This window comes from Acinetobacter sp. YH12151 (assembly GCF_013418355.1).
In the GTDB taxonomy this organism is placed as follows: domain Bacteria; phylum Pseudomonadota; class Gammaproteobacteria; order Pseudomonadales; family Moraxellaceae; genus Acinetobacter; species Acinetobacter pseudolwoffii.
In genome coordinates this window covers 1-18,758 of sequence record NZ_VPCG01000026.1, presented here as the reverse complement: position 1 = coordinate 18,758, position 18,758 = coordinate 1, and the positions used below count along the sequence as shown (strand labels likewise).

The following is an 18,758-nucleotide window of genomic DNA, read 5'->3' as shown; positions in this document are numbered from 1 at the left end:
GATCATACAACATCAGCTGTATTGCTTTTAAAACGAAATTTTTTAACTGTTTTAATTTTTGGATCTACACTGTAAAGGATTTCATCTTGCTGGACATCAATATGAATTAATTTAGGCAGCTTTTCTTCACTCATGGCCATGAGTATTTCTGTAGCCAAAGCAGGCAATATGGAAGCATTTAAAATATGATCAATATTACGTGCACCGCTATCAACTTCAGTACAGCGGCTGAGTAGTAGTTCAAGCACGTCTTCATTATAAGTAACTTGCATGGCATATTGCTGCTGGATGCGTTGGATAATCTTTGCTAGTTTATGCTGAATAATCCGGATTAACAGTTCATCGTGCAAAGGATAATAAGGCACGATCTGCATACGTCCTAGAAAGGCCGGTTTAAATTGCTGATATAAGCTTGGTTTTAATTGATCTATCAAAGTATTGGCATCTGGCCAGTTTTCCCTAGGTTGATTTAAACAAGCCTGCATCATGGCACTGGAACCCACATTCGACGTCAGCAGAATCGTAGTGTTTTTAAAATCGATTAGTCGGCCTTCGCCATCTTCCAGCATTCCTTTGTCAAAGACCTGATAAAATAACTCCTGCACATCAGTATGCGCTTTTTCGATTTCATCCAGTAAAACTACGCTATATGGATTACGGCGCACAGCTTCCGTCAATACGCCTCCTTGACCGTAGCCGACATAACCTGGAGGCGCACCCTTTAAGGAAGATACAGTATGAGCTTCCTGATATTCTGACATATTCACCGTAATCAGATGTGACTCACCACCATATAATTCCTGCGCCAAGGCGAGGGCAGTTTCAGTTTTTCCTACACCACTTGGGCCAACTAACAAAAACACAGCTTGCGGTTTGTTCGGATCATCCAGTTGAGCTTTAGACGTTTTAATGCCTTGTACCAGCTGTTGTAATGCATCATCCTGGCCCATGACACGTTGTGATAATTTATCTTGGAGCGTTAATACTTGCTGGATCTCATTATTCATCATTTTTCCTACCGGAATTCCAGTCCAGTCTGAAATGATTTGGTTAATGATAAGCGTGTTCACACCTTCAAAGACCAATGGATCTTGATCCTGAATCTGGGCTAAATGCCGGCGTAATGTTTTTATTTGATTCTGCTTCTCACTCTGTTCAGATTGAGCCTGTAAGGATTTGATTTGCTGAATTAGCTCCAGTTCTTGCTGCCATTGGCATCTCAGCTGTGAAATTTCCTGTTCTAAGTTGGAAATTTTTTCTGATAATTTAATTAAACGCTCTTGATGCATCAGGGCATCTTGATGCTCTTTGTGTAAAAGGCCATATTCCAGTTGAGAATTATGTAATTGTGCCTGTAACTGGTCTAACTTGACCGGTTGCGAATTTTGGCTCAAAGCCACCCGTGCTGCTGCCGTATCCAAAACACTAATGGCTTTATCTGGTAATTGCCGTCCACTGATATAACGATGCGAATTACGTACCGCAGCAATAATGGCTTCATCATCAATGTGCAGCTGAAAATGCTGAGTCATGACCGGAATCATGGCCCGTAACATGTCGATAGCCACTTCTTCAGTCGGTTCTTCTACTTTCACGACCTGGAAACGCCGACTAAGCGCAGCATCTTTTTCAAAATATTGTTTGTACTCAGCCCAAGTCGTCGCTGCAATGGTGCGTAGTTCACCACGTGCCAAAGCCGGTTTTAACAGATTGGCTGCATCATTCTGACCCGCTTGACCTCCAGCACCAATCAGGGTATGGGCTTCATCAATAAATAAGATAATAGGATAACGACAAGACTGAACTTCCTGAATGATTTGTTTGAGTCGATTTTCAAATTCACCTTTGACACTGGCACCCGCTTGTAATAATCCAAGATCCAACATATGCAGCTCTACATTTTTAAGTGGATCAGGCACTTGATGGGTGGTAATTTTAAGAGCCAGTCCTTCTACAACGGCAGTCTTTCCTACTCCTGGCTCGCCAGTAAGAATAGGATTGTTTTGGCGACGGCGCATCAGGATATCTAGCATCAAGCGGATTTCGAATTCACGACCAATCACTGGATCAATCTGGCCTAGGCGCGCTTTTTCAGTTAAATTTATTGTGTATTGATCGAGTGCTGGAGTTTTATTAAATTCTGGCTGTTGAACGGGTGAATTTTCTTGTATGTTGCTGCAATGAATATGATCTGGGCTTTCAATACTTTGCTTACAGTGCTCTAAAAATTGGTGCTTCATGCTATCAATTGGAAATAGCTCAAATAATGCAGAGGCACGAATCGCAACTTGATATAGATCCGGTGCAGTAAGCAAAGCAACCAGTAAATGTCCACTCCGGATCATCGGATTTTTTTCTGCTGAAGCCAAAAGCCAGGCTTGTTCTAATACACGAATAATTGATTTAGCAAAGATAGGAGTGCGAGAATTCCCTTTATTCAGTTGTTGAATACTCAGACGAAGCTCATTAATCAGATTATCTTCATCAATTTTATATTTTTTCAGCAAGAACTTTATATCATTTAATTCATTTTGTTGTAGCAATTCTAAGAAAAAATGCTCAATTTCGATTTCATAATTTTGATTTTTAATGCAGGAGTTCGCCGATTTTTCAAGGTAGAGGCGCGCATGTTCGGATAATTTTGTAATCAAAATTTTTAAATTACTCATATTTTTCTCTTTTCAATATATAGCCTGATATTTTGGGAATTTATAGCTATATGATTCTTATTATTAAGTTTAATTTTTATTTATTTAAGTTTATCTATAAGCTATCAAAATATTTTGACGCACTATTTTTGGCATATTCTACTCAAATCTAATAAAAAGTCTGCATTCATTGATCGGAATTTAGCAATTTTAGCAAATTACATAAATTTTTTAACTAAAACTCATTTTCGTATTGACTTTTTGTGATCATTTTTTGTTAAATCCACATCACGATTTTTAAATTATAAGAATAGAAAAATCATTTTTTAATATTCAAAAATAAAAAACAACAAAAAATGAGGCTCACTTTGAAAAACAATTTAAGTTTTATCGTATTGCTCATCTCAGGAATGGCACAGCTATGTTTTGCTCAAACCCACGCTGCAGAATTAAATCGATCATGTATCAAGGCCTATCCACAGGCAAAAGATGCTACTGATTTAGCACTGATCGGTTTATATCAGCAGCTGTGCGACAAATCGGCGAAGAAAAATATTCCGCTACAGCATCAACTCAATACCCAAATCGCCAAGCGCTATGTCGAACTAGGATATAACCTGAAGGCATTGAATTTAATCGAGCAATTACATCAGCAGAATTACCATCATCAGGATTTGACTGATCTTGGTTTTTTGGCCGGTATTGGAATCTCTGCCGGAAGTTTAGAGCAGATGCGTAGTACAGAAGTTCGTGCTTTAAACGAATTTACCTATCCGCAAGCCAAATCACTGACTGAACATATTTATCTGGCACAACCCGCACCGAAATTTTCTGAATCTTCATCCCATACAGCGTTGAATTCGAAATCAAAACAGATAAAAACCAAGGCAAATACTACGCTAAAACAAAATGTTAATCTAAAGAAAAATAAAACATCGAGTAATAATACGAAAGTGAATACAGCAGCCATGAACAATAAGAAACCAGAAAATATAAGCACTCAAACCCATGGCCTCACTACCAATCCATTTGGATCATTAAAAAATAATTAACAAGGAAAATCATGATGGCTAAGCGTGAAAGTGTACAAAAAAAATTACAACGCATTCGGCCGCCGCGTGTGCAATTGACCTACGATGTCGAAGTCGGGGATGGCCGTGAAGTCAAAGAGTTGCCATTTGTGGTCGGGGTGTTGGGAGACTTTTCAGCAGCCTCTGAACTGAAAAGCAGCAAGCTTAAAGATAAAAAATTTATCAATGTAGACCTCGAAAATATTGATGAGGTAATGCAGTCCTTAGCACCCCGTGCCAGTTTTCAGGTGGACAATAGTTTGACCGAAGAGGGCGGAAAAATTTCGGTAGATCTGATGTTCCATGCTATGGATGATTTCCTGCCGGAACAGGTAGTACAACAGGTTGAACCTTTGCGAAAACTGGTTGAAGCAAGAGAACGTTTAACTGATTTACGCAATAAGATTTCCAATAATGAACGCCTGGAAGATTTGCTGGATGAAGTTTTAAAAAATACCGACCAAATTCAGAAAATGAGTGTGGAGGCAGACAGTGAATCATTCTAATGCTGCAATTGTCCCAGATGTATCTATTCAGGAATACTCGGTTCTGGATTCTATCGTTGAACGTAGTCGAATTGCCCGTACCGAAGAGGAACATGAACGTGCTAAAAGCCTGATTGGTGAATTGGCCAAGGAGGTTATGGCCGGTACGATTATAGTCTCTGAAAATATGACACTGGCTTTAGATAAACGTATTGCAGAAATTGATGCCTTAATTTCGACTCAGCTCAGTAAGGTTATGCATCACGAACAGTTTCAAAAAATCGAATCTACTTGGCGTGGACTATACTATTTTTGTCAGGAAACGCCATCACATTCTTTAATCAAGATTCGCATGCTGAATACCACTAAAAAAGAACTGGTTAAAGATTTTCAGAGTGCAACTGACTTTGATCAAAGTACATTATTTAAAAAAATATATGAAGAAGAATATGGTTCTTTTGGTGGAGCGCCTTATGCCACTTTAATTGGCGATTTTGAATTTGATCGCACACCGTCAGACCTGTATCTGCTAGAGCAGATTTCACATGTGGCAGCCGCCGCACATGCACCATTTATCTCTGCGGCAAGTCCTTCAATGTTTGGACTGGAAGCTTTTACCGACATCGATCGTCCACGCGATGTGTCCAAAATCTTTGAAACAGCTGAATATGTACAATGGCGTTCATTCAGAGAAAGTGACGATGCCCGTTATATGGCATTGACCATTCCGCGAGTATTAGGCCGTTTACCTTATCATCCGAAAGAAGGTACTGCGACAGCAGGCTTTAACTACGTGGAAGATGTTTCCGGTAAAAATCACAATGAATACCTCTGGATGAATGCTGCTTATGCCCTGGGTACACGGTTAACCAATGCCTTTGACATGCATGGCTGGTGTGCGGCAATTCGTGGTGTTGAAGGTGGCGGTCTGGTCGAAGGTCTACCAGTACATACATTTAAAACCAATGATGGGGAAGTCATTTTTAAATGTCCGACGGAAATTGCCATTACAGATCGTCGTGAAAAAGAACTCAGTGATCTTGGATTTATTCCGTTGGTACATTGTAAAAATACGGATTATGCTGCCTTTTTCGGCGCTCAATCTACACAAAAACCAAAGAAATATGCAAATGACCTGGCCAATGCCAATTCTGCATTATCAAGTCAAATTCAATATATTATGGCAGTTTCACGTATCGCCCATTATTTAAAAGCCATGATGCGTGACAAGGTGGGAAGCTTTGCATCAGCAGGAAATGTCGAAGCATTTCTAAATGATTGGCTGTCTCAATATGTACTCTTGGATGACGGCGCTTCACAGGAAGCCAAAGCACAGTACCCACTACGTGAGGCTTCTATCAAAGTTGTAGAAAATCCGGCAAAACCTGGACACTACAAGTCTGTGGTCTTTTTGAGACCACACTTTCAGCTAGACGAGTTGTCTGTCTCTTTGCGACTGGTCACTGAGCTGCCGCAGTCAAGCAATTAAAGCTGTTGGCAAAATTATAATAACGTTTATAACAATAGGAAAATTATTAAAAATGAAAGATATTTACGTCCAATTTCGAGGCAAATATAAAGTCGATGGTGAATCTCGTGATTCAGAACATAAAAGCTGGTTAGAAGTGAACTCTTGGTCTCACAATATTCGCCAGCCAAAATCGGCAACCTCTTCCAGTGTAGGTGGTCATACTGCAGAACGGGTTGAACATTCTGACATGATTTTTATGAAAGATCTGGATGCAACCAGCCCAAAACTTTGGGAAGCATGTTCAGCAGGTTATACCTTTGATGAAGTACAAATCGATTTTTATCGAGCGAATGGCGATAAACGCATTAAATATCTACAAATTAAATTAAAACATGTGTTGGTTTCACAAGTGACTCCAGTAGTGAATCAAGAAGGTGTTCCAACAGAAGCTTTTGGTCTGAAATATGCAGCAGTTGAATGGACTTATAATCAACAGGATATTAATGGCACGCAAAAAGGTGCAGTGACCAAGAAATGGTCATTGGCAAATAACACTGCATCTTATGCAGCATAATTTGCTCCTTTAGAGGCTGATCCTGATCAGCCTCTCTCAGAATATTTAAAATAATAAATAAAATTAGAAAATAACAATATGAATTTGGATCAGCTCCATCCTTACGGATTTAGAACAACATTATTTGACCGTCTCTTGCCTCAGAACCTAATGAGTGTACAAGGGCTTTCTTTGCAGGCCTTAAGAGAATCAGTCGCTACTGATCTGGAAGATCTATTAAATAGCCGCATGGCTAATCTGGAGGGCAGGGTTGATCGCTATGATCAGGTCAAAGGTTCCATTCTTCAATTTGGCATTATAGATTTTGTCGGTCTTTCAACGGCGAATCCACTGGATCGGGACAAAATCTGCCGTTCTATTGAGCAGTCTATTCATGTTCATGAACTACGTTTAAAACAAGTTAATGTAGAGATGCTGGTCGATGAGCAGAATATGGGGAGCTTGTGTTTGAGTATCCAAGCTTATTTAAATATTTATCCACTCTATGAGCCGGTGATTTTTGATGCTTTTCTCAACCCCACAACACAACAATACGTGATTTTGCCTAGAACATCAGCAGGTGTGCTGTGATTGAAGAATTATTACCGTATTATGAAAAACAATTACAGGAATTTGGACAACAATCACGAGAATTTGCCAAAAAATATCCGAAAATTGCTCAACGTCTTGCTCTCAATCAGGAGCAAATTGATGACCCGCATATTGAACGATTGATTCAGGCATTTTCACTCATTTCCGCCCGCATTGATAAAAAGTTACATGACAGCTACGAGGTATTCACTCGCTCTATTTTTGAGGTGATGTTTCCGCAGTATCTGAAACCTTTTCCAGCATGTTCAGTGGTCAGTTTTGAGGATTGCAATAAAATCCGACAGCTTAAAAGTAGCCAGCAGATTCCTAAAAAAACTGTACTAAAATCAAAAAGTACCCGTGGAGTACAATGCGAATATCGTACGGTAAAACAGGTTGAACTATTACCCATCGGATTAAAATCGCTCAGTTTTAAAACACATGCTTCGGCACATATTCATTTAAATCAGAACGCAACTCTAATCTTTGGTTTCGAGATTTTTAACCAGCAGCAACGACTGCTAGACCAACAAAAACTGCCGATTTATCTTGATGCAATTTCCAATCTCCCCTTGCAAGTACTGGATTGTATTTTTAAACCCGAGACCCGTTTTTCTATAAACACACAGACCCAAAAGATTGATATTGAAAATCCATTTGAGTTGCAGGGTTTTACTGAGACAGAAAGTGTATTACCAATCGATCAGCATACTCACCATGCTTATCGTTTATTAATTGAGTATTTTTGCTTTCCGGAGAAATTTAATTTTCTTGATTTGAATCTGAATTTTCTAAAAAACCTGAATATAGAAACTACAGAATTTGAATTAAAGATTCACTTTAAAATGAATCTGAATGATCAGGCAATGATCCGAAACTATTCAGAATTAAATAGCGCCAATTTCAAATTATTTGCAACTCCCATAGTGAATTTGTTCCCTAAACAGGCTGAACCACAGAAAATTGATCATCAACGCCTTGAATATTCACTCATAAGTGATATCCATCATCCTGAATATTTTCAGGTCTATGCAATCACTGAGATGAATATATTACGAGAAAAAAATGAAAAAAATCAGATGATTTTTTCAGTCTTACCTTTTTTTGCTATGAGTCATTATCATCAGGCAGATGGGCAGTTTTATTATCATCTACTCCCTGAGGACAATAATAACCGTACAGGACTAAAATATTCCATTATTTCAAAATCTTTAGAACCGCATCAAATTTCATCAGACTTTGTCAGTATCCAGTTACTATGCTGTAATCGGGATCTGCCTTATGAAAGTTACCATAAAGATCAAAACACCTTATCTTTAAATGACAGTAGCTTGATGCGGAAGGCGACCTTAGTCAAAAGACCTAATTTACCCTATTATTTTGATCAAAAACTGCAGGAACAGTGGCGGATTATTTCGCACTTATCATTAAATAATCTATCTTTAATGCAAGGGGATGCGGTCAGCTATATTAAAGAATTACTTGAACTTTATAACTTGCCACAATCCAAAGAAAATCGCCTCATTATTAACTCAATTCAGACTGTACAATTTTCCCTGACGCAGAAACTGCGTGAGCATAAACCGTTTCCACTATTTGTACGTGGTGTCAAAGTTGAAATTCAAATTGATACCGAAATATTTCGGGGAGCTAGTCTCTATATATTTGTGCAGGTTTTAAATCATCTCTTTAATTTAAAGGTTCAGATGAATAGTTATGTAGACATGCACGTTATTGATTCAAAATCAAAACAGGAGTTATACCAATGCGTACAGCAGATTGGTGGCAAAAGGCTTCTGTAGTTGACCGGCTTTATCAGCAACCGACCAGCTTTGAATTTATTCAAGCCACGCGATTATTAAGGCATGCGCCTGAACAGAAAAACGAGCAGGAATGGAGTAAAGCCTTTCAATTTATCAGTTCACTGAATCTTAATTTTCCAGTCTCTGAAATTGAATCCCTACAAACTCAAGATAAGAAAGTGCAGATGACCAATTTAATTGTTGGGCTAACTGGTATTCTGGGAGAATTGCCTTATATCTATACGGATAAAATTAAACAGGGCACACGGGCACAACGAGAAGAAAGCTTGCATTTTCTGGGATTATTCAATCATAAGCTTACTGCACAATATGTCGATGCCTGTCTGAATTATCACTTAGCCTTACGCTATGAAATTGAGCAGGAAAATCATTATCTGAACCTGCTACATGCTTTGAGTGGCTATATGAGTCAGCAGCATGAACAGCAGAATATAGATGATTATTTTGCTGAATTTTCAGGTTTGATGCAGGGTCAAAATAATACACATTATGCCTTAAACAGCGTCCTGTCCTGTATCTTTAAGTTTAACTTTCAGATCAATGAGTTCATTCCAGAAACCTTTCAGCTTAATGAACAGCAAAGAAGCTGTTTGGGAGAATCACGACCGGTTCGGCTGGGAATCAATAGTTTTTGTGGCGAAAGACTTGAGCAAATTGATGAAAAAATTGAAATTGAAATTGAAATCGGCCCATTAAAACGTGAAGACTATCTGAATTTTTTATCTGAAGGGATCCATAGTGTCAAATTAAAAAAGATTCTTCAAATCTGGTGTAGCCCAACCTTATTGGTAGATCTCCGGCTGATTCTAGAAAAAGATGAATTATGTTCAGTCCAGCTCGGACAAGCGAATCCTATGGGTTTGGCAAAAGGGGCGGTATTGCTGGCCAATCAGGCGACACATAATACGCAAACTTGTTATAGCCTGATAGGAAGCCTGTCATTCAGACTTTTGTAGGCTTATTTGTGCTTACGAGTGGTCTTGTCATTTATTACTGGAGAGACATTCAGTACGATCCATCCAATATAGAGTTGACATTGTATTTCGGTATTTTACCTTTACTACTTTGCCTGCTGTTATTTACACCTTATTTGATCTATAAAGCGCTAAAAAAGTATCAGCAAAGAAAACAAAAGCAGCAGGATCAAGCAAATTCATTGGCTCAAATACGGCAGCAAGATTCTGAAAATACAAAAGAAACCTTAAAGCCGATTGAAGATTACCCCCTTAATATTTTTTCAGCTGCGGCTTGGCACAGTTTTGGTAAAAATGCAGAAATTTTAGAGAAAATGATGCAGTTTAGTAGTCCAGAATTAGACCCCAAATTGCTGAATTATTTTGGTCTGCCGCTATTGGCATATCGTATTCATGCCATAGATTCATTGCTCGAAAAAGACCAGACTGAGCAAGGAATAATGACAAGCTTAGGTGGACGGCGGATTCAACACCTCATTCAAAATCAACTGGAGCAGCATCAGGAAAGCCTGAGCTTAATATCCAGACAGTTAAAACATTCTGCATTATTTTATGATCAGGAGCTGGCTTATCAATATCGAATGCATCCGGGATGGACACACGAAAATTACCAAGAAGATGAGAGTCATATTACACCTCTTATTACCGTACCAGTCGTTCGCTTAAATCGACTGAATCTTCATATTTTGTTAGCCGATCATTTGATTGATGATTGGAATGAAATATATCAGGAACAACTCTTAAGCCAGATTGAGCAGCAATATTCAATAATTCCTGCTCAGATTCATCTCCAGTTGCATTTCTTGCCAGCTGATCGTGCTTATTCCAACTGGTTGAATTTAATACAAGAAAGCGCAGGGCAATCCCATGAGGCCAGTCTTATTATCGTGGCAGATTCTGAAATTGATCAGGACTATCTCAATGATCAACTTTGGCAAAATGAACACTATATTGCGTCAGAATATGCTGCCAGCTGGTGTCTAGCTGCGCCTGAGTTAGAAATTGAAGGAATGATCCCGTTGCAAAGCCTGCAAGTAGCTAAGCATGTCACGCATTTGCAGGAATATCTGGCTCAGCATCAAGTTGATCTCTCTACTCAGCTAGAATGGCCTCAACCTTTTTTAGTCGTATTGGATGAAGTCACGCATTCCAAAAAAATGAAGAAAATACAAAAAAGTTTCGAAAATATTGACTTCGAACCAGATCATGTTGTTTATCCTAAAATTTATTTGGGGCATACGCAGCATTTAGCCACCGTTTTTGCTGCGATGTTGTCAGCACATCTAGTAGACAATGTCATTACAATAACCTATGGCCTACAACAAGAATCTACCTATTTATATTTTACCAATACAAAAAATGATCAACTCAATCAAAGCACATTAGTCGCTTAATTATTTATAAAAATTAAAATAAGAGATAACCGTGAATACACTATTTTATACCGTCTTGGGCTATGTCTGGCAGTACATTGGTAATCCTAAAGCGATGATGGCCTTATCTTTTTTAGTGGTCATTATTTCCATGAAGAATACGGTCGCTGATCGAGTCTTCTGGATTTTACTGTTGGTCTATGCTGCTATTTTAATAGGTTGGGGGATTTATGCATTTATCCAGCGTTATCGGTCTGCTAAACAGGACGAAAAAATTGCAACGGCCTTAGCTCAAAATACCGAGGCTGAAAGCAAGAATAATAAAGCAGAACTTCAGTTAATCAGTCAACAGGTCAAAGAGTCCATCCAGCTGATTCGTAAATCTAAACTGGGCGATTGCAAGGCTAATGCTGCACTCTATGAACTGCCTTGGTATATGGTGATTGGTCATCCTGAAGCAGGGAAAAGTTCTGCCATTTATCATTCAGGTCTACGCTTTCCATTTGAAGCAACCCATCAGAAAATGCGATCTGCCGGGCTCAATGGAACTCGAAACTGTAACTGGTTTTTTTCAACACAGGGTGTGTTGCTGGATACCGCTGGGCGGTATTCAGTCTATCCTGAAGACCATCCGGAATGGCTGGGATTTTTGAATATTCTCAAGAAAAATCGTGCTAAAGCACCAGTGAATGGATTGATTGTGATGGTCAGTGTGGCCGAACTGGTCAACCAAAGTCCGGAGAAGTCTATGCAACTGGCCAAAAGTCTGCGGGCGCGTATACAGGATCTGACCGAACGTCTAGAGGTATTTGCTCCGGTTTATCTGGTATTTTCCAAGATGGATCTGATTGCCGGATTCACGGGGTTTTTTGATTGTTATCATGAGCAGGAATTTGATCAGGTTTGGGGTGCCACCTTGGCCTATGAACCAGCTTCCAGTGAAAATGCTGTTCAGTTGTTTGAAAAGCATTTCAGTATTTTATATGACGGACTCAAAAATGTAAGTACGACCCACTTAACCCGTCGTCATTCGCAGCAGATATCACCCAGCGTGATGACCTTTCCTTTGGAATTTAAGAGTCTTAAACCAGTATTCAAGACCTTTATTGCAACCTTGTTTCAGGAAAATCCTTACCAATTTAAACCGGTTTTTCGTGGCTTTTATTTTACCAGTGCCTTACAGGAAGGCCAGATTGAAAGTCCAATGACAAAACAGATTGCTAAGGATTTTCATCTGATTCGCAGTGATGATGAAATTGCGCTATCCACTCCATCAACATCCCAGCATCAAGGTTATTTCCTGAAAAGCCTATTTTCTGAGGTCATCCTTAAAGATAAGCATCTGGTAAAGCAGCATATTAATCCTGCACGAAAACGTCAGCGCTTTATGGCTTTTACCGGGGCTTTACTCACAGTATCAATTGTACTGAGTATGTGGATATGGTCTTATCGGAATAACCAGCAGTTAATGGCTGAGGTTCAGGCTGACCTGAATAAGGTGGTGCTGATGCAGCAACAGTCAGGAACTGAACTGGCCACACAAATGGATGCATTATTAATCCTGCAAGCGCATTTACAACAGTTGGATCAATTTGATCAAAGGCTTCCATTCAAGTATCGTTTTGGTCTGTATCAAGGGCATCAGATCCGGGAAAAACTGCAAGCTGAATATTTGAAAGGAATTGAGCAATTAATCTTGCAGCCTACCCAGCAGAGTATTGCGGAATATCTACAACGGATAAAACAGCATTCGGCGACTTTAAAAGAAAATCATATCAATGTACAAGTTCAGCCGGTTGCACAAGTTCAACAACTGGCCTTAGCGCCATCAGACCAAAATCCACAAGATGCCTATAATGCGCTTAAGACTTATTTGATGTTGAGCAACCGCCAATATATAGATTCAAGTCATTTGAGTGACCAGCTGACACGGTTCTGGCGAAACTGGCTTGATCAGCATCAGGGGCAACAGCCACGTACCGAAATGTTGCAAAAGGCCGAACAATTACTCAGCTATGCCATGACTTTGACAGGTTCAAGTTCATTTCCTCTGCTTAATCCTGATACTGTTCTGGTGGAACAGACCCGTCAGGTTTTGTCAGCACTGACGACAGGCGTATCCGCACGTGACCGTGTGTATAACGAAATTAAAATGCGGGCTTCGGTACGTTTTCCAGCCTTAACCATCAAGCAGATGGTAGGGGAAAGTGCTCAAACAATAATGTTGGGAAGTTATGCCTTACCCGGTTTTTATAGCTATCAAGCCTGGAATGATTATGTACAACATGCCATAGATACGGCAGCTCAAAGCTCAACCGAAAGCAAAGACTGGGTATTGAATACCATCCAATCAGATGACCTGAGTTTCAGTGGGAGTCCGGAACAAATTCGACGCCAGCTGACTGAAATGTATAAAAAAGAATATATCAGTGAATGGCGTAAATTTTTAAATGCAATTCATTATGCCAAGACAACCGATTTTAATCAGCATACCCGTCAGATTGATATTCTGGGTGAGCCAGAAAACTCACCCATCCGCAAGGTCATTCAACGTGTAGCACAAGAAACCAGCTGGGATAATCCTATGGTGCAAGCTGAATTGGCAGTTCCACAAAAAGGTTTTATTGCCTGGTTTAAACGTAAAGTATTGCAACGTGATGATGTGAAACTGGCACAGAATTCTGCATCACATTTATCTCATGGCGTGATTTCTAAAGATTTTCAGTTGTTTTATCAGATTGTACGCTCGCGAGACGATCTGCAGAACCGGTCGCTGCTAGATGAGTATATGCAGTCCATGGCCAAGGTTCGAAGCCGTTTCAATGATTTAAAAAGTTCTGGCGATATTGGTCCTGCCAGCATGATCTTAGTCAAACAAACCATTGATGAGCAGAACTCTATCTTTAATATCACACAGAAATTTGTCGATGAAAAAATGTCGGTGGGAAGCAATGAGCTGGATCAACAGCTGATTAAAAAATTATTGAGTGTGCCGCTGACACGTTCCTTTGAAAGCCTGATGATTCCGGCCCAGGCTGAAATGAATAAATTATGGCAGATACAGGCCTATCAACCATTTAGTGGAAATTTGGCACAAAAATATCCGTTTAGCAGTCAGGCCAGTTTGCAGGCAAGCTCTCAGGAAATTAATCAGATTTTTGGTGAAAATGGCAGTATTGCACGTTTTGTCAAAGAGCATCTGGATCCTCTGGTGATCCGTCGCGGCTATAGTCTGACTTCAAAAACCTGGCAAGATTTAGGCATTAGTCTAAATCCTGCCTTTATTGCAAGTTTTCAGAATTATGTCGCACCGGTACATGGTCTGGCGACTGGAGAGTTAAACCATACCAATTCAAAAACCGTGAACCTCAATCAATCTAATTTTCAGTTTTATCCCTTAGAACAGTCTCACTTACTAGCGTATACCATTGATATTGATGGACAAAGAATGCTATTTGAAAATGGTGTTCAACAATGGGTGAATTTTATCTGGCCAAATCCTGGCACCATTCCGGGCGCGCGAATCACAGTAATCGATCTGGAAGGGAAGACCCATACCATATTTGATGAACCAGGTGAATATGGCATCAACCGCATGATTGATAATGCACAACGTACTCAAAAAGGCAATATTTTTGAAATGGTGTGGCGCAGCAAAGATTATCCTGAACTATTTGTGAAGACCCATTTCCGGCTGGTGAGTGGTAATAATTCAAGTTCTATCGGAGGTCAGCCAAATTATAGCAATTTGCAACTGGTAGATCAGATCGTCTCGAATAAATCGGTACGTGTGGTCGCTGCACAGCGTACTGCGGTGTCTGGACAAATAAATCAAACATCTATGCTTCCGGTAGGAAAAACAGGAGCGACGACGCCATGATCTTTTTAATCCAAAATAAATAAATAAATGTCAGATGAGCTTAACTCACGATATTAAACTATAAAAAACACATGGGGTAGAAACCTGAAATGAAAATAAAAAAAACCTGCTTAAAATTGAATTATATAAATAAAATCATAATTTTATTATCTATATGTTTAGGCGGCGGCGTACAGGCCCAATCCATTATTGTTGAAGGTGTTGTACCGAATGACAGCACACAACAGGAAATTTTGAATAAACTCTATGCAACTTATGGCCAGAAAAATGTGATAAATCGCATTCAGATCCGTCAAGTGACAGCACCAATTGGATGGTCGAATGCGGTAAATAAGGTGATTAATGATGATCTTAAAAAGGTAAAACAAGGTAAATTAACGGTCAAAGGGTCTAATATTCAGTTGATTGGTAAGGTTTTGAATCTTCATGAAATGGATATCACTACTAAAAAGTTTCAAGGTTTAATACCAGCAAATTATCATTTAAATGCACAGCTCACTGTAAATCAGGCAGAACAGCAGATTATTGATGCGGTATTAAAGAATCGCATTGTTGAGTTTGAATCTGGTAGTGCGGTACTGGCAGCGTCCGGTGCAAAGATTCTGGATGAAATGGTCATAGCTTTAAATAAGGTGAGCGGAAAGAAGGTACGGATTATTGGACATACTGATAGTTCCGGTGATGCCAACAAAAATATAGTACTGAGTCAACAGCGCGCAGAAGCCGTAAAGAATTATTTAATCAGTAAAAATATAGCAGCTGAAAATTTAAGTGTTGATGGTTTAGGATCAACTCAACCTATAGCTGATAATTTAACAGCTGAAGGTCGTAAGAAAAATCGCAGGATTGAATTTGAAGTGCTTTAAAGCTTAGGTTGCTTGAGCAACATATCTATTTGTGGCTTACAGACTGTGTTATTCACCAATTAAAATGTCTATGCGATAAACCATTTAAAATGTCCTGTTTTTAACTGCAAGAGTCAAGCACAGGATTTAAATTTCTTTGTTCAATAACAGCTTTCTGAGCTTTACGACTCGGCATACTTTTCTTGGCCCGGGAACGTTTATTCTGTTTCTCTAACTCTTCATGTTGTTGCTGGATATGCGCCAGGACTGAACCTAACCGTTTATTCTCAACAATCTTATTTTGCTGTAGCCCAGCCAATTTATTGAAGATGCTGTAGTTGAGCTTTCGGCCCTCATGCATGAGGGCCACAGTGCCATCCGGGTACTCCAGAAATGAAATGTATTGTCCAACTAATTTCTGGTTCAATTCAGTCGGTTCAAGCAGATAAATACACTTGTCATAGGTAATCGTCAGGTTCTTCGTGACCTTACGCGGTTCCTGCCAGGTAAAAATATCATCCAGTTCAAGATCAGATTCGGTTAATGGTCGATGTAAATTCTTTGAGTTTCGCGCACATTTGGCGAACTTCTGATTGAACTGCTCAATAAAGCAGGGCAACCATGCATTGGCCTCAGCAATCGAACAGATGCCTTCCAGGCGCATCTCCTTGATCAGACGGTCCTGAAGGGTTCTATTGGCACGTTCTACGCGGCCTTTGGCTTGTGGGGAGTTGGCGAAGATAATATCAATGTTTAACTCATTCAGGATCCGCCCAAATTGCGTGATCTTGCTGTCCTGACTGGATTTCTGATTGACTCGGAATACCGAGTGTTTATCGCTATAAAAGGCCAAGGGCTTGCCGTATTGCTCAATGTAGGCTCGGGTTGAAAGCATATAGTCAAAGGTCGTTTCAGCCTCACAAAAGCGCAGATGCAACAGCTTGCCGGTAGCATCATCGATATAAACCAGCAAACAGCATTTGGTGGCTCTTCCTTCAAACCAGTCATGATATGAGCCATCAATCTGGATCAGTTCACCGAAGCAATCCCGGTTATAGCGGGGCTGGTATGGGCGTTTTAGACGTTTGAATCGAGGAATCCACAGGTCATTGGCCGTCATCCAGCGCCGAACTGTTTCTATCGGGATATTCAGATCAAACATGCTACTGAGCTTCTCATGGGCCAAGGTGGGTCCAAATCCAAGCAGATGTTCAGAAATGATGGAAAGACATTTTGATTTTAATAAATCATCATGGCGACGATGACCTGGTTGACCACGACTGGCATGCGCCAGACCTGAAACACCGTCTTGATTGAGCTTCTGCAATAACCGGGTTATTTGACGGGTGGAAAGATTCAGGATTTCAGCAGCACGGACCTGGGTAATACGATGATCTCGAACGTCTTGCAGAACTGCAAGACGTTGAATTTCTTTATCAGACATAGTGATCAGCATCTATATTTATATCCAGTCCATGATGGTGAAAACCATCATAAACCAGACATTTTTATTGGTGAGAATATAGACACTTTGAATGGTGAGTAACAGACTGATTTCGTATAATGTATATTATGTTAAATCCGATACACCTAACAATAACTTCATAAATATCTCACTCTCACCTTAATTCAATAACTTAAAGCACTATTCGTTGTTATTAAAAATATGATATGTTGAACTAAACTTTAATTCATAAACTTCATCATGTTTGAACTAAAAACAATTCGATTAACTAAAAATGGTTCGACTAAAAAACAATTAATATTATTGTTTGATCTGGATTCGTACTGTCCTTGTCTATACCCAATGTTGTTCTCAATGAAAGTTTTACGCTTTCAAAGTCTATCCACACAGTCTGCAGATCTGATCGCATTAAAACTCTGGTACAGTTTTTGGTTCGACAAATATTCAACATCTTTCTGTGAGTCTTTCTTTTCTTCAGCTTATAATTTCGAAATTATTCAAAATGAAATTGATAACTTTATAATTTATTTGGAAAATAATAATCAATTTAATAATGTTCTTAGATTGAGAAGTAACAAGGACATTAATTATGACACACTGGCTATTCGTATCAGTTCCTTATTAAAATTTTATAAGTTCTTGATCGATGAATATTTAACATTACATTCACAGCCAAATCTCACTAGAAATGAAATTAATCGAATTAAAATAAATCTAGATAATTATATTAAACATAAGAAAAAAATAATTAAAAGCTTTTCTAGAACAAATAAAACGATTAAAAGTGAGATTAACTATGCTTTCAAGAGTTTGACAGCTGAAATGCTCAAGGCTTTATATCAAGTTATAGCTCCTAGTAAATCAACGCTTGTTAATTCTTTAAACCCATTTAAACTACATGAGGCCCAAATTAGAAATTTTCTAATTGTTCATTTAATGCTTAACTATGGGCTTAGAGTTGGTGAATTAATGTTGTTGACTGTTAATTCTATTAAAAAATCAATTCAGGGGAATTTTTATAGCCTGATTGTGGCAAATACAGAAGATGAGTTTGATAATCGACAAAGAAAGCCCAATATTAAAAATGTTCATTCGTATCGAGTTCTTGAGTTACAGGAGCGAGACTATCAATTTCTGAATATTTATATAAGTCAGATCAGAAAAAAAATCCATCAGAAATTTTATTTACTTCCTTAAAGCCGCCCTACTCTGCATTAAGCTATTCTAGTATTAGTAAGTTTTTTGACAAAATTAATGAAGTTTTAAGAAGCACTGTGCCTGAATATTTTGATGATAGAGCTTATGATTCAATTGAGAAATTAACTCCTCATGTATGTCGTCACACGTGGGCATATATGATGTTAAGTTATTCTTTTAAAAAATATGAAAATGAAGACAAACTAAGATATCCTGCACATGATGTTATACATGGTGCTTTGGATAAAGCAAAGGAAGGGCGAATTCAAACATGAGGTGCGACAGTTTGAAAAGTCTTATGATAATCAACAAGCTGAGCAAATTTCTCTAATGGTGTAAGCCAATCTAACGCTTTTCTAGGACGAGTATTCAGTGACATGGCA

Annotated in this window: 14 protein-coding genes and 1 pseudogene; 12 read left to right on the top strand and 3 right to left on the bottom strand. The window is 39.0% G+C overall.

Features of this window, described 5'->3' with window-relative positions:
* Positions 1 to 2: 2 nt before the first annotated feature.
* Positions 3 to 2,669, bottom strand: coding sequence for a type VI secretion system ATPase TssH (gene tssH, locus FTU82_RS10350; protein ID WP_180101309.1), 2,667 nt, complete (start codon positions 2,667 to 2,669; stop codon positions 3 to 5).
* A gap of 347 nt (positions 2,670 to 3,016) precedes the next feature.
* Between tssH and FTU82_RS10345 the strand changes: the two genes are divergently transcribed.
* The 10 genes from FTU82_RS10345 (at position 3,017) to FTU82_RS10300 (ending at position 15,734) form a co-directional block, all read left to right on the top strand.
* The gene (locus FTU82_RS10345) at positions 3,017 to 3,700 is read left to right on the top strand and encodes a hypothetical protein (protein WP_180101308.1); all 684 of its coding nucleotides are present in this window, start codon (positions 3,017 to 3,019) and stop codon (positions 3,698 to 3,700) included.
* A gap of 14 nt (positions 3,701 to 3,714) precedes the next feature.
* Positions 3,715 to 4,224 (top strand): type VI secretion system contractile sheath small subunit, encoded by a 510-nt coding sequence (gene tssB / locus FTU82_RS10340; RefSeq protein ID WP_034608519.1) that lies wholly within the window; start codon positions 3,715 to 3,717, stop codon positions 4,222 to 4,224.
* Entirely contained in the window at positions 4,211 to 5,692 is a 1,482-nt protein-coding gene (tssC, locus tag FTU82_RS10335) for a type VI secretion system contractile sheath large subunit (protein WP_005096859.1), read from the top strand. The genes tssB and tssC overlap by 14 nt, the downstream gene beginning before the upstream one ends.
* Before the next feature lie 52 nt (positions 5,693 to 5,744).
* A complete protein-coding gene (locus tag FTU82_RS10330) occupies positions 5,745 to 6,248 on the top strand; it encodes a type VI secretion system tube protein Hcp (protein WP_005096861.1) in 504 nt (167 codons plus the stop codon).
* 78 nt (positions 6,249 to 6,326) lie between these two features.
* Positions 6,327 to 6,818 carry a type VI secretion system baseplate subunit TssE gene (gene tssE / locus FTU82_RS10325; protein ID WP_005096862.1) on the top strand — a complete coding sequence of 164 codons (492 nt, stop codon included), beginning with the start codon at positions 6,327 to 6,329 and terminating at the stop codon, positions 6,816 to 6,818.
* The gene (tssF, locus tag FTU82_RS10320; protein WP_005096863.1) at positions 6,815 to 8,620 is read left to right on the top strand and encodes a type VI secretion system baseplate subunit TssF; all 1,806 of its coding nucleotides are present in this window, start codon (positions 6,815 to 6,817) and stop codon (positions 8,618 to 8,620) included. Before tssE ends, tssF begins: the two co-directional genes overlap by 4 nt.
* Positions 8,584 to 9,597 (top strand): type VI secretion system baseplate subunit TssG, encoded by a 1,014-nt coding sequence (tssG, locus tag FTU82_RS10315; RefSeq protein ID WP_180101307.1) that lies wholly within the window; start codon positions 8,584 to 8,586, stop codon positions 9,595 to 9,597. Before tssF ends, tssG begins: the two co-directional genes overlap by 37 nt.
* 200 nt (positions 9,598 to 9,797) lie before the next feature.
* A complete protein-coding gene (locus tag FTU82_RS10310; RefSeq protein ID WP_257221964.1) occupies positions 9,798 to 11,009 on the top strand; it encodes a hypothetical protein in 1,212 nt (403 codons plus the stop codon).
* A gap of 31 nt (positions 11,010 to 11,040) precedes the next feature.
* Entirely contained in the window at positions 11,041 to 14,868 is a 3,828-nt protein-coding gene (gene tssM / locus FTU82_RS10305) for a type VI secretion system membrane subunit TssM (RefSeq protein WP_180101306.1), read from the top strand.
* An 89-nt stretch (positions 14,869 to 14,957) separates the two neighbouring features.
* The gene (locus tag FTU82_RS10300; RefSeq protein WP_074382802.1) at positions 14,958 to 15,734 is read left to right on the top strand and encodes an OmpA family protein; all 777 of its coding nucleotides are present in this window, start codon (positions 14,958 to 14,960) and stop codon (positions 15,732 to 15,734) included.
* Positions 15,735 to 15,834: 100 nt separating this feature from the next.
* Here the strand turns inward: FTU82_RS10300 and FTU82_RS10295 are convergent, their stop codons facing one another.
* Entirely contained in the window at positions 15,835 to 17,169 is a 1,335-nt protein-coding gene (locus tag FTU82_RS10295) for an ISNCY family transposase (RefSeq protein ID WP_150993717.1), read from the bottom strand.
* 363 nt (positions 17,170 to 17,532) lie between these two features.
* Between FTU82_RS10295 and FTU82_RS10290 the strand changes: the two genes are divergently transcribed.
* Both FTU82_RS10290 and FTU82_RS10285 read left to right on the top strand, forming a co-directional pair.
* Positions 17,533 to 18,375, top strand: coding sequence for a site-specific integrase (locus FTU82_RS10290; protein ID WP_257221963.1), 843 nt, complete (start codon positions 17,533 to 17,535; stop codon positions 18,373 to 18,375).
* 77 nt (positions 18,376 to 18,452) lie between these two features.
* Positions 18,453 to 18,650: a hypothetical protein gene (locus FTU82_RS10285; RefSeq protein WP_180101305.1), complete on the top strand. Its 198-nt coding sequence runs from the start codon at positions 18,453 to 18,455 to the stop codon at positions 18,648 to 18,650.
* On the opposite strand, the pseudogene FTU82_RS10280 reads toward FTU82_RS10285, so the two are convergent.
* Positions 18,641 to 18,758: pseudogene (locus FTU82_RS10280) on the bottom strand (IS30 family transposase); the annotation flags it as partial. The gene FTU82_RS10285 and the pseudogene FTU82_RS10280 overlap by 10 nt on opposite strands.

Coding starts and splice junctions, on each gene's coding strand:
- FTU82_RS10330 (WP_005096861.1), top strand. CDS start 5,745: ATGAAAGATATTTACGTCCAATTTCGAGGCAAATATAAAGTCGATGGT.
- FTU82_RS10290 (WP_257221963.1), top strand. CDS start 17,533: ATGAAAGTTTTACGCTTTCAAAGTCTATCCACACAGTCTGCAGATCTG.
- FTU82_RS10300 (WP_074382802.1), top strand. CDS start 14,958: ATGAAAATAAAAAAAACCTGCTTAAAATTGAATTATATAAATAAAATC.
- FTU82_RS10295 (WP_150993717.1), bottom strand. CDS start 17,169: ATGCTGATCACTATGTCTGATAAAGAAATTCAACGTCTTGCAGTTCTG.
- tssH (WP_180101309.1), bottom strand. CDS start 2,669: ATGAGTAATTTAAAAATTTTGATTACAAAATTATCCGAACATGCGCGC.
- tssE (WP_005096862.1), top strand. CDS start 6,327: ATGAATTTGGATCAGCTCCATCCTTACGGATTTAGAACAACATTATTT.
- tssB (WP_034608519.1), top strand. CDS start 3,715: ATGGCTAAGCGTGAAAGTGTACAAAAAAAATTACAACGCATTCGGCCG.
- tssG (WP_180101307.1), top strand. CDS start 8,584: ATGCGTACAGCAGATTGGTGGCAAAAGGCTTCTGTAGTTGACCGGCTT.